General features: G+C 64.4%; 6 protein-coding genes. 2 read left to right on the forward strand and 4 right to left on the reverse strand.

The genetic code is table 11. The annotated features are described in order from the left end of the window. Position 1: 1 nt before the first annotated feature. The 4 genes from ACW177_RS10970 to ACW177_RS10985 all read right to left on the reverse strand — a co-directional run bounded on the left by ACW177_RS10970 (position 2) and on the right by ACW177_RS10985 (position 9,730). Positions 2-1,951, reverse strand: a complete 1,950-nt coding sequence (locus ACW177_RS10970; protein ID WP_492025746.1) for a sialate O-acetylesterase — start codon at positions 1,949-1,951, stop codon at positions 2-4. A 242-nt stretch (positions 1,952-2,193) separates the two neighbouring features. Further along, on the reverse strand, positions 2,194-5,130 hold the full coding sequence (locus ACW177_RS10975) for a TIM-barrel domain-containing protein (RefSeq protein WP_492025747.1): 2,937 nt from the start codon (positions 5,128-5,130) through the stop codon (positions 2,194-2,196). 29 nt (positions 5,131-5,159) lie between these two features. Continuing rightward, the gene (locus ACW177_RS10980) at positions 5,160-6,806 is read right to left on the reverse strand and encodes a DUF5597 domain-containing protein (RefSeq protein ID WP_492025748.1); all 1,647 of its coding nucleotides are present in this window, start codon (positions 6,804-6,806) and stop codon (positions 5,160-5,162) included. Positions 6,807-6,880: 74 nt separating this feature from the next. Next, positions 6,881-9,730, reverse strand: a complete 2,850-nt coding sequence (locus tag ACW177_RS10985) for a TonB-dependent receptor (RefSeq protein WP_492025749.1) — start codon at positions 9,728-9,730, stop codon at positions 6,881-6,883. Between the two features lie 315 nt (positions 9,731-10,045). On the opposite strand from ACW177_RS10985, the gene ACW177_RS10990 reads away from it, so the two are divergent. Next, positions 10,046-11,557 (forward strand): tryptophan halogenase family protein, encoded by a 1,512-nt coding sequence (locus tag ACW177_RS10990; RefSeq protein WP_492025750.1) that lies wholly within the window; start codon positions 10,046-10,048, stop codon positions 11,555-11,557. Continuing rightward, positions 11,557-13,071, forward strand: a complete 1,515-nt coding sequence (locus ACW177_RS10995; protein ID WP_492025751.1) for a tryptophan halogenase family protein — start codon at positions 11,557-11,559, stop codon at positions 13,069-13,071. Before ACW177_RS10990 ends, ACW177_RS10995 begins: the two co-directional genes overlap by 1 nt. Positions 13,072-13,107: the final 36 nt, after the last annotated feature.

The following is a 13,107-nucleotide window of genomic DNA, read 5'->3' on the forward strand; positions in this document are numbered from 1 at the left end:
ATCAGCGGATCGTCGCCTCGAACGGGACCGCCGGCAGCCCTGCCGGTCCATAGAGATTGCACACCGGGCTGTCGGCCCAGCAGAGGCGCACCTTGACGTCCGTCGGTTGGGCCGTGGGCAGCACCACTTGATCGCCAGCCAGGCTCGCATCGACAAAGCGGCAAGCGCCATCTGAGCCGCATAGCTCGAACCCAATTGGGCGATTGAAGCCATAGGCGGTCAAGGCCGTGCCCACCGCATAGCGGACGTGAACGCCGTCGGCAGCGCGGTCGACCGAGATCGGCTGAGGCGACACAGGCTGAACGGTTCCGTCCAGACGCCGCGCCTCCAACGCCAGTCGCCGCCCGACCTCGAGCTTGTTGGTCGGGTGGATGTCGTAGCGGTCGCCGATGTCGATGGCGACGGCGAGACCCGCCAGGGGATCGGCGTTGACGACCGTGCGCTGGCTCTCCCTCAGGGCGGCCCAGTAGGAGTTGGTCGGTTGGCCTGCCGCGGGACCGAAATTGGCCAGTTGAACCACCAGCATCCGCATCTCGGGATTCTGGAACTGCTTGCGCCAGTCGGCGAACAGGGCGGGCAGCAGTCGGCGGTAACCGACGTAGTCGCCCACGTTCGACTCGCCCTGGTACCAGGCCATGCCCTTCACACCATAGGCGCCCAGGGGGGCAATCATACCGTTGTAAAGGGTGGTCGTGCCGCTGCCGCCGATCCAGGGGGTGCGCGGCGGATTAGGCAGGTTCCCCAGGGGGGCGGCGACGCGGTGACGCCAGCCCGAAGACAGGGCGACGCTGGTTCCGTCTGCAAGGACCAGACGCTTGTTCGCGGCCGGTCCCCAGGCGCCGCCGCCGCCATTGGTGTCCAGCACCCCGACCGCGATCAGGTTGCGCCCCGCCTTAAGGGTCCCAGCCGGAATGGCGTAGGTGCGCGGCGTGTCCCAGCCCTGCTGACCGCCGACATATTTGCCGTTGACCCAGGTCACGTCGGCGTCGTCCACCGGCCCCAGCTCCAGCGTGGCGGCTTGACGGGCCTGGGCTGCGGTCAGTTCGACCTCCTTTCGCAGCCAGACAAGCCCGTCGAAGGTCGTCAGGCCCGGAACGGTCGTCTCCCAGAATCCTTCGGCCGCAATGGGCGCCCAATCGGCGTCGGCCGTGCGCGGCAGGTTCCAGCCCTGTTTGGTGCCAGGATCATTGGCCGCCCACCAGGCCTGGGTGATTTCTCGCCAGAGGGCGTCGCCCTGGGACGGATCGCGGGCGTAGGCGTCCAGCGCTTCCAGCGCCTGTTCATGACCGCCCAGGGTCGTCACGGCGTCCCGGCTCAGCCAGTCCTCGATGATCGACCCGCCCCAGGAGGCGGCGATCAGGCCAACGGGCACATTCTCGGACCGGCGCAGATCGCGTCCCATGAAATAGCAGGCCGCCGAGAAGTCGCGGACGCTGGCGGGATTGGTCGTGCGCCATTGGCCCACCGCGTGCGGCGCCGACGACGGCGCGGGCAGGCTGGAACGGCCGACCAGGAAGAGGCGCAGATTGGGGTCGTTGGCGGCGCCGATCTCGCTCTCGGCGTTGGTCGCCTGGCGGACGGCGAACTCCATGTTCGACTGGCCCGAGCACAGCCAGACATCGCCGACCATGACGTCCGCAACCGTCTGGGTCGCGCCCGAGGTCTGGGCGGTCAGGACATAGGGACCGCCAGCAGTCAGGGTCGGCAGGGTCGCGCGCCAGACGCCGTCGGCGCCGACAGTCGCCTGAACCTGGGTCTGGTCCAGACCGACGGAAACGACAGCGCCGGGCGCAGCCCTTCCCCACACCGAGATGGGCCGGTCACGTTGCAGGACCGCGTGGTCCTGGAACATCGGATCAAGCAGCGGCGCAGCGGCCATTTGATCTTGAGCCTGGACGGCGCCGGCGGCCAGGACGGTCGCCGCGACGGCGGATAGCAACAGCGAGCGCATCGGCGCCTCCCAATCACCCCGCCTGGGCGGGTGTTCCGAAATTGCACTGCACGTCAAAAACCAGTGCAATATGCAATTGAGTGCAATTTGGCCGGGTCTTTGGCTGGCCCAGCGAAGACGGAGTGGAGAGTATAACCCCGTCTGGAACCATGCTTGGTCAGCCCGCCAAAAATCTTCAAATCATCATGTAAAACAACGGAACGGGCATCGACATTGCGCGCGATGTCGATGCCCCCCGTCTTCTAGCGACGCAGCTCGACCGCCTGACCCGTGTACTGGATGGTCTTGGCCGGGGCAGCGTCGAAGTCGCCGACATCGGCGCCGGGGCCGCTGACGAAGCGCACATTGATCGTGCGGTTCGACGGCATGCCCGGATAGGCGCCGGCGCGGGCGCCGATGGTCAGGACGCCGCGCGCGTCGTCCCAGGTCATCGGGATGGTGGAGAACTCGCCTCGCTCGTAGCCATAGTCCTGACCGTCGTCCTCATAGAGGGAGAAGGCGCCGTTCGCCCCGGTATAGACGACCAGGGTCAGGGGGCCGTCCAGCTTTTCGGACGCATAGGTGATGGCCGGACCGGTCGGCAGGATCGAGCCTGCGCGGACGAAGACCGGGATCTTGCCCAGAGCAGCCGCAACGGAGGCGGTTTGACCGCCCGCATAGGTCTGACCCGTCTTCAGATCGTACCAGTCGGCGCCGGCGGGGAAATAGACCGACCGGCTGCGCGCCTTGTACTCGGTGACGGGCGCCACCATCAGGGCATGACCGAACATATATTGGTCGGCGATGTCGCGCGCCTTCCGGTCGGACGGGAAGTCCATGACCAGGCCGCGCATGATGGTGCCGTCGCGCCGATAGGTGTCGCCGGCCAGGCTGTAGATATAGGGCATCAGCCGGTAGCGGGTCCGCATCTGCTCGGCATAGGCGGTGTAATAGTCCGTACCCGGATTGGCGAGGTTGTAGACCTCGCGCAGCGGGTATTCGCCGTGCGAGCGGAAGATCGGCGACCAGGCGCCGAACTGGAACCAGCGCAGCTGAAGCTCGTCCCACTCAGCCTTGTCCTCGGGCTTCATGCCGGCCGGGTTCGAATAGCGGGCCTCGACCGAGAAGCCGCCGATGTCATGGGTCCAGTTAGGCAGACCCGACAGGCCGGCGTTGACGCCCGCCGAGATCTGGTCGCGCAGATTGTCCCAACGCGCCACGACATCGCCCGACCACAGGATCGAGCCGGTGCGTTGCAGACCGCCCCAGGCCGAACGGGTCAGGATGGTGGTGCGCTGACCGTCCTGCTCGGCGCGGAAGTTGCGATAGACGTTCTCGGCGTTCACCAGCGGATAGGAGTTGAACACATAGGCGCCCGGCCCGGCCGCGGTCGGTCCCATGCGCAGGGTCCGCTCGGGGATGTCGAGGTTGGAGTGCATGTCCGGCTCGACCGAATCCAGCCACCAGCCGTCGAAGCCCATGTCCTTGAAGCTGTCGGACATCTGCTTCCAGTACAGGTCGCGGGCGGCCGGCAGATAGGGATCGTAGAAGCTGTTGGCGTAGCCGGGGCCGACCCAGTCGCGCGCACCGACATCGACGTTGCGCGTGTACATGCCGCCGATGGCGTCCAGCTGCTTGTAGTGTTCCGTCGTCGGATAGAATTTCGGCCAGACCGAAATGATGATGTCGGCGTTCATGTCGTGAACGTCCTTCACCATCTGGGTCGGGTTCGGATAGCGGGCCGGGTCGAACTGGTGCGAACCCCAGGCGTTTTCGGGCCAGTAGAACCAGTCCTGCACCACCATGTCGATCGGCAGGCCCAGTTCGCGGTAACGCCGCACGGCGCCGACCACTTCTTCCTGGGTATTGTAGCGCTGGCGGCTCTGCCAGAAGCCATAGGCCGAGCGGGGCAGCATCACCGACTTGCCGGTCAGGCCGCGATAGTTGGAGATGACGCCGTCGATGTCGTCGCCGCCGACATAGAAGTAGTCGATGGCCGTGCCGACTTCCGAGGCCAGGCTCAGCGCGCCCTGATCAGCCGCAGGCAGCGGGTCCATATGGCGCAGCGAGATATAGCCGTCTTCCGGGGTCCATTCGATCTTGATCGGCACGCGCGTGTTCGCCGCCATCTGGACCTGGAAATCATGGTCGAAGGGGTTCCAGTTCTGGCGCCAGTTCTGTTCGACCACCTTGCCGTCGATCGTCACCTTGGCATAGCCGGACGAATAAAGGCGGAACTTGTGCAGGCCGGCGGTCGCGGTTTCGATGGTGCCTTCCCAGACGACGCTGACGCCGGCCTGGCCAGGCTTGCCCATATCGCCGGTCTGGACCGGGGCGCCGGGCTGGGCCTTCAGGCCTTCGGGCCAGCGCTGCTGGTCGCGTATGAACTCATAATTGATCTCGCCTTCCGGCCGGCTGACCTTCAGCACGCCGTCCTGATAATAGCGGGCGGTCAGGCCGCCGAAGGCGCCCCCCTCGTCACGAACGATCAGCCGATCCGACAACATGCCATAGGGGCGCGGGTCGCCGAAGCGGGTGATGGCGTTGGTGTCCCACAGCAGGCCGTAGTTGCGGCTGGAGACGACGAAGGGCACGCCCACGTCCATGTTGTGCTGGGCCAGCAGAACGTCCTGGCCCTTGTAGTTCATCATGCCCTGCTGGTGCTGACCCAGGCCGTAGAAGGCCTCGTCGGCGGGGCTTTCCCAAACCTGGCGCGTGGCCAGGAAACGATGATCGCCCTTCTGGTCCTCGACCGTGACGGGGGTCAGTTCACGGCTGTTCGGACGCTCCTTCAGGACCTCCTGGCCGTTCTCGTCGAGGAAGCGGACGGCGCCGGTGGTGCGCGACACTTCCGCCGTGGCCTCGGCCGTCTTCAGCACGACCAGGTCGCCGCGGGTCTCGACCTCGAACGGAGTGTTGGTCGAAGGCTGGGCCGTGACCATCAGGCTGGCGGGCAGATCCAGATCGGCGTCTTCGCTGGCGGTGACGCGGATGGTCTCGGGGCCATAGACCTCGAGCCGCACACGGCGCGCGGCGCCCTCGGTCGGGGCGATGACGACGCCGGCGGGGATGCGTTCGAAGGCGGCCTGCTGGATGGCGCCGGCAGAGGCGCTGTCCATCAGGCCCGTTCCGGCGCAGGCGCCCAGGGGCGCGATCATCAGGGTGGCCAACATCAGTCGGCGGGCGAGGGTCGAGGTCATGGAGGCTCTCGCTTCTATCAGGGGTGCGTTCAGTAAGTGGCGGTGACGACGCGCAACAGCTGCGGTCGGTCGGTGAAGTTCAGGCCGTAGTCGGTCTGGTCGCCGTTCCAGATGCGTTCAAAGACCCATTTTCCGGCGTCGTCGAAATGGCCCTCTTCGTAGCGCAGGACCATGCGACGCTTACCGTCGGACGTCGACTTGGCGGCGAAGTCTACGCGCGACAGATAGCCGGTGACGATAAACTCACCTGGCGCGATCTCGGCGACCAGGGCGCCGCCGGCGGGCTTGTCGCGCCCCGGCACCGGGTCGAGCGGCCCAAGCCAGGTCCATTCCGGTTGGCCGAACTGCCAGCGGCGATAACCGACAGTGGCGGTCCAGTCGCCCAGATCCAGGGTTTGAGACGACCGGTCGTCCGGCTCGGCCGCGCCCCACACCTTGCCGGCGAAGGCCGCCTGGGCCCAGACCCGCTGCCAAGGCGCAACCAGGCGATAGGTTTCGCGGAACGGCTTCAGCGTCTCTTCATCGACCGACTTGGAGCCCAGCGGATAGTTGGCGTAGCCGGTATAGTCGATGCCGAAGGATGAAAATCCGATCCCGCCGCGGCCCAGCACCGAAAACAGATAGCGGGCGTAGAGGGTGTCGTTGCCGGTCTCGGCCACGAACAGACCATTGTCCGGCCGGGTATAGCGGTCCAGCTGGCCCAGATAGGTGCGCGAGTCGCGATTGTAGATGTCCGGGCTCAACATATCGATGGCCGGCGCCCCCGCCTTCCAGACGTCTATCACGGGCCAGACCGGTCCGCCGGCGGAATAGCCGGTCGGCGGCGTGCGCTCGAACGGGTCCGGCAGGGCCGCATTGACGTACATGGGTAGCGGATATTCGCGCTTGCCCGCCTCGGCCACCGTATTGACGTAGGAGGCGATAGACCATGCGTGGAAGAACTCGTCCGCCTCCTCGCCGAAGACCGAAGACCAGCTTCCCGGCGCCTTGCCCATTCGATCAAGCAAGGCCTGAGGGACGGGGCCGTCGAAGGCGGTCTGGGCGGCGGGGGAGTAGTCGCGGACAGATCCGTAGGTGCCGGTCTCGTTCTCCGGCTGGACCATGATGACGGTGCGTTGACGTTCGTCGATCTGACGGATGTGGCGCATCAGGGCGGCGAAGGCGCGCGCGTCGGCCGCCTTGGTCTCTTCGCCATAGGGCGACAGGGCGTAAGACTCCGTCCCGTCCTTCTGGATCAGAGGTGGGAAACGTCCGGGGTTCAGCTTGACCCAGGCCGGCGCATATTTGGGCGCAGTGTTCTTCCAGGTGGCGAACCACAGGACGACCAGCCGCACATTGTTGCGACGCGCCTCCTGCACCAGATGATCGACGAAGGAGAAGTCATACCGCCCCTCCTCCGGCTCCAACTGCTCCCAGGCGATGGGCACCTGGACGGTATTGGCGCCGATGTAACGGATCGCGGGCCAAGCCTCCGCCAAGGGGGCCGGATAGTTGGTCGAATTATTGACCTGGGCGCCCAGGATTGTGAAAGGCGCGCCATCGACCATCAGGGCATGTCGGCCGTCCTGTTGCACCAGCCGAGGGATCGGCGATTGCGCCTGGACTGGCGCCGTCGCCACGACCGCGACGGCCGCGAAGGACAGGGCCGTGCTCAATCCGCGTGCGAAAAAACCCATCGCCGCCTCCCAACGTCGATAAGAAAACAATCGGGGCGCCGGCGACTGCCGACGCCCCGTTGGGTCAGTCCAGATCAGAAGGCGGCGCGCAGCACCACAGCGACCCGGCGGTCGGTGTCGACCCAGTTGTAAGGCGCCTTACGGTCCGGATAGCCGACCTTCAGAACCGTCCGTTCGTTCAGGATGTTGGTCGACTGAATGCCGATCTTCACGTCCGACGTCAGGTTGTAGAAGATCGAACCATCCAGCTGGCCGAAGTCGCTGGCCCAGACAGGCGCGTTGATGTTGGCCGCCGAGGTGGTCATCAGATACTCCTCGCGCCAGTTGTAGGCGAGGCGCGCCGAAATGCCGTATTTTTCATACAGGACGGCGGCGTTGTAGCTGGTCTTGGACAGACCCTCGAGCGGCAGTTCGGCTCCAGACGCCGAGTTTTGGTCAGTGCTGAGGATGTCTTGGCTGGTGTTGCGCCCGCCGCTGCTATCGACATAGGTGAAGTTGGCCTGAAGCCCCAGGCCGCTCAGCGCTCCTGGCAAGAAGTCGTAGAACTGCGAATAGGCCAGTTCGAAACCGTCAATCTTGCCCTCATCGCCATTCACATAGCGCGAGATGACGAAGTCGTAGCTCACGCCGCCGTTGGTGAAGGTTTCGGTCGAACTACCCGAGAAGATGTAGTCCTTCAGATCCTTGTGGAAGGCGGCGAAGGTCAGGCTTCCGGTGGGGGCGAAATACCATTCCACGCTGAAATCGTAGTTGGTGGACTTCAGAGGTTCTAGGTTTGGATTGCCGCCGGTGCCCGTATAGGGCGTCGTCGCGTTCAGCGTATAGCCGTCAGACTCAAAGTTGATCGACAGATTGGTGAAGGGCTGAAGCTGGTACATTTCCGGTCGCACAATGGCGCGCGAAACGGCGACACGGGCCTGAAGCGTGTCAGTCAGGAAGGCGCGCAGGTTCAGGCTGGGAAGCACATTGGTGTACTCTTTGCTGACATCCGCGCCTGCGTCCAATGCGCCGCCGGAGACGAACTGGACCGCTTCATTGAAGTCGGTGCAGTCCGCAGCTGCGTTGGTCGCCGGCGGGCAGGTGCCAGTGATCGACGGCAGGGTGATGACCTGGTTGGTCTCGGTCTTGGTCTTCACGACGCGAAGACCGATATTGCCGTCGAAGGCGCGGCCGAAGAAGCCAGTATCATTGCCGAAACGGCTATAGATATAGGCCGCCTCGGTCTTCTCCTGCAGGTCGGTTACACCGCCGTCCCCGCTGCCCAAACGATAGCTGTCGTAATCGTCGCTGAGCGGCGACCAACCCCATCCGGCGCTCTCAGTGTTCTTGAGGATGTCGTAGGCGGAGGCCGTGCCCTTGTTCAGCAGACCAGCAGTGGGGAACCAGGCGACGCCCGGAACGCTGGTGTCGCCGCGGAAGAAATTGTCGAATGTGTACAGGAAAGACGAGTCAAGCAAGCGAGCATCTTGCGTTCCGCCAGAATAGCCCGTCTCATCCAGGTAAACCGTATTCGTATTCCCTAACCAGTACTGGTTAGATAGCAGATTCCAGTTATATTTTGTCTGACGATTGGTGTAGTTCTTGTCCGTCATACGGACGCCGAACTCGACCGAGCGGAAGAAGTCATTGTTTTCGAAATCGTAGCGTGCATCGAGACGACCGGCCACCTCGTCGGCTTCGTTGTCTTCGATGTGGTCCATGGCGGCAGCCCACCAGTAGCTGGACTTGTCTTCCATCGACCCACCGGTCGAGGTGATGGTCGGAAGATCGCCATCAATCGTGAACGCCAGAGTCGGGCGATCCTCCAGCTGCGTGTAGGCCGTCATCGAGTAAATCTCGGCCGTCGACTTGACGTACTGAAGATCGCCGCTGAAGGACCAGGCGCCGCCGGGCGTATATTTGAAATTCAGCGAGACATCGCCGGTCTTCTTGGTATCGTCGCCGACGCGAGTGTCGGTGCTGTAATTGGCGTTGGGAACCTCTCCGGAAACGAAGAACCCAGCGTCATTATACGAATAGCTCGAGTTCGGCGTCAGGATGCTCTCGCTGCCCATCGCATATTCGACATTGTAGGCCTCGGCTTGCGACCCCAGAGCCTGGAGCGTGAACAGCCATTGGTCGTTAGGGCGCCACTGCGCCGCCAGGGCGACGGCCGTACGCTTCTGCTCCCAGTCAATGGTCCGCCAGCCCATGTTCTTGGGAATATAGACGGTCTGCCCCGCTTTACCCGTGCCGTCGGCGCTGTCGGCCGACAGGGTCACCGGGTCGTAACGGTCCGCCGAGATGCTGTCGGTGCGGTTGCCCACGTTGGAGATGCTGACATTGGCCAGCAGGCCGAACTCGCCGATCCGCGTGTCCCAGCGGTCCGAACCGATGATGCTGCCCGACCAGAAGCCTTTTTCCGACAGGTCGCCATAGTTGTAGTCGGCGTTGATCGCCAGCAGCGGCTCGCTGTTGTCGAACGGAACGCGGGTGCGCAGGTTGATCGTGCCGGCGATACCGCCTTCGATCATGTTGGCCGCGACGTTCTTGTACACGTCCACGCCCGACAGCAGATCGGCGGACACGTCTTCGAAGCTCAGACCCCGACCGCTGGAGGCCGAGAAGATGTCGCGGCCGTTGGTTTCGGAGCGAACGCCCGACAGACCGCGCACGAAGACGCCGCCGCCTTCCGCCGCCAGACGGGCGGGGTCGCGGGCGGAGTTGGTGCGTTGCAGGGTGATGCCGGGGATACGCTGAAGCGCTTCGGAGACCGAGCGGTCCGGCAGGGCGCCGATGTCCACGGCCGTCACCGAATCAACGATGACCTCGGAGTTCTTCTTGATGGATTGGGCCGAGCGCAGCTGAGCGCGGATGCCGGTGACGACCACTTCGTCGACCGTGGCGGCGTCATCAGACTGTGCAGCTTCCTGCGCGACAGACATCGTCGGCGCCAGAGCGGCGACTGCGACAAGCGAAGCGCCGCACAGAAGCGCGACACGGCGAACATGATTATGACGAGACATAAGCCTCAACCTCCTGCTGGTCGCGCCCGCCGCTTATCAGCGACGTGGGACGACATCCCTCCCGATGTGAGATCCTGCGTCCTAGACGGCATGATCACCTTTCAAGGATGCACAGGTTTTCACGTGTTGAAAAGCAATTTCTGATAGCGCTACCATCAATGCTCTCCATCGAGCTTTGCTTTAACGATGGCCGGCAATCAGGATCGGCGAAAAGCCGGCATGTAGGGAGAGGTTATGGACCAGTCTTCGGGAGAAGTGCGCCGCGTCGCCATAATCGGCGGCGGCACCGCCGGGTGGATGGCCGCCGCTGCGCTGGCGCGCAGCTTCACGCGATCGTCTCGCCTGGGCCTCGACATCACGCTGGTCGAATCGGAGGCCATCGGAACCGTGGGCGTCGGCGAGGCGACCATCCCGCCAATCCGTCAGTTCATTCGCATGCTGGGCTTGGCCGAGGACGACTTCATCCGTTCCACGGCGGCTACCGCGAAATTGGGCATAGGGTTCAAGGACTGGAATGGTCCGGGCTCAGACTATTTCCACGGTTTCGGCGACTATGGCCCGACCGTCGCCGGACAGGCGTGGCGGCAGTATTTATTCCGGCTGAAGGCGGCGGGCCGGATAGAGAATCTGGAGCCCTGGTCGCTGCCGACCGTCATGGCGCGCGCCGGCCGTTTCGCTCCGCCAGTAGACGATCCCCGTTCCGCCCTCTCCCACTACTCCTACGCCTTCCAGTTCGACGCCGGCCTGTTCGCACGTCGCCTGCGGACCCTGGCGGAAGGTCTGGGCGTGGTGCGTTGCGAGGGGCGGATCGTCGAGGTCGTGCAGGCTCCAGCCACGGGACATGTCGCCGCTGTACGACTTGAGGACGGTCGCCAGGTCGAGGCCGACCTGTTCATCGACTGTTCGGGCTTCCGGGGCCTGCTGATCGAACAGACGATGAAGGCCGGTTACGAGGACTGGAGCCGCTGGCTCCCCTGCAACCGCGCCATCGCCCTGCCCTGCGCCTCGACGCGACCCGCCGAGCCGTTCACGACGGCCCGAGCCCGTGCGGCCGGGTGGCAGTGGCGCATCCCGCTCCAGCACCGGGTCGGCAACGGCTATGTCTATTCCAGCGCCCATATCGACGATCAGGCCGCGTTGGACGACCTGGTTGGTCAGATGGAATCGCCCCCTCTGGCCGAGCCCAACCATTTGAGGTTCGTCACCGGTCGTCGGCGAGAAGCCTGGAAAGGCAATGTGGTGTCCCTGGGGCTGGCCTCAGGCTTTCTGGAACCGCTGGAATCGACCAGCATAAACCTCATACAGAACGGGATCGGCCGGCTGCTGCAGCTGTTTCCTGATCGAAGCTTCGACCCGGTCCTGATCCGCGAATACAACCGTCTATCCACTCAGGAAGCCGAGCGAATTCGCGACTTCATCGTCCTGCATTATCACCTGGCGCAACGGACCGACGGCGACCTTTGGCAGCACTGCCGCAACACTGCTCCCCCCGACAGCCTGATGCAGAAGATCGAGCTGTTCCGCGCACGGGGGGAGATTTCGCTTCTGGAGGATGAGTCCTTCCGGGAGGACAGCTGGACCGCGATTTTCACCGGCCTCGGCGTCTGGCCCCGACAGGCGGCGCCCCTCGTCGCGCTGGACAAGCTGGACGACGTCCAACGACAGGCCGCGCGCTTCGCCGACCTGATCCGCCAGGCGGTCGCCAGCCTGCCTCCCCACTCCGAACATTTCACCGGCTACGCCTGATGGTTCCGCCCCCCATTCGACGCATTCTGATCGTCGGCGGCGGCACGGCCGGGTGGATGGCCGCAGCCGCCCTCTCCCACATCCTGGGCGGCGCGGTGCATATCGATCTGGTCGAGTCCGAAGCCGTAGGCACGGTCGGCGTCGGCGAGGCGACCGTGCCGCCGATAAAACTCTTCAACCAGCTGTTGGGCATCGATGAGAACAGCTTCATTCGCGAAACCCAGGCCACGTTCAAACTGGGCATCGCCTTCCAGGACTGGTTTCGCCAAGGGCATGGCTATTTCCATCCCTTCGGCGCCTACGGCGCCCCGCTCGGCGTAGCGGCCTTTCACCAATACTGGCTGAGAGCGACCGCAGGCGGCGGGGACGTCGGCGCCCTAGGCGAATATTCGCCAACCGAAGTCGCGGCCCGACTGGGTCGGTTCGCGCGCCCTGAGGACACGCTGCACTCGCCCCTGGCGCGGATGACCTACGCCTTCCATTTCGACGCCGGCCTCTATGCCCGTTTTCTGCGACGACAGTCGGAAGCACGCGGCGTTATCCGTCATGAAGGCCGTATCGCCGATGTCCGGTTGCGCGAGGGCGACGGGTTCATCCATTCCGTCAAACTGGAGGACGGACGCGAATTGGCGGCCGACTTCTTCATCGACTGTTCCGGTTTTCGCGGCCTGCTCATCGAAGGCGCGCTGAACACCGGATACGAGGACTGGACCCACTGGCTGCCTGCCGACCGTGCCGTCGCCATGCCCTGCGCTCGCGTGGGGGCGCCTATTCCCTATACCCAGTCCACGGCCCTGTCGGCGGGCTGGCGCTGGCGGATCCCGCTGCAACACCGGACGGGCAACGGCTATGTCTATAGCAGCGCCTTCCTGTCAGACGACGAAGCCGAGGCGACGCTTCGGGCGTCCCTGGACGGACCTGCGACGGGGGAGCCGAACCTCCTGCGGTTCACCACCGGCCGCCGACGCAAGGCGTGGAACAAGAACTGCCTGTCCCTGGGCCTCGCATCCGGTTTTATAGAGCCGCTGGAATCGACCAGTATTCACCTGATCCAGTCCGGCATTTCCAAGCTCTTGCTCGGTTTCCCCGACACCGGCTTCGCCCAGATAGACATCGACAACTACAACCAGCTGATGCAGGCGGAGTTCGAACGGGTTCGCGACTTCATCATCCTGCACTACCACGCCACCGAGCGGGACGACGCGCCGCTGTGGCGCCAGGTGCGCGCCATGGCCGTGCCTGACAGCCTCAGCGAAAAGATCGAACTGTTCCGCAGTCGCGGGCGGGTTTTCCGCCACGAGGACAAACTGTTTCAGGAGGCCAGTTGGATCACCGTCCTGATGGGCCAGGGCATATTCCCGGCCCGTTGCGACCCTCTGACCGAAATCGTTCCTCAAGAGCAGATCCGGCTCCGGCTCAACGAGGTACGATCGGCGATCCGGCGCGCGGTCGAACAGATGCCGACCCACGACGACTACATCACCGCGCGTTGCAACGCCGGACCGGCGGGCTGACGATCAACGTCGGCCCGCCGAAACGACGCCAGATCG

This window comes from Brevundimonas sp. AVps23W, from assembly GCF_058681395.1.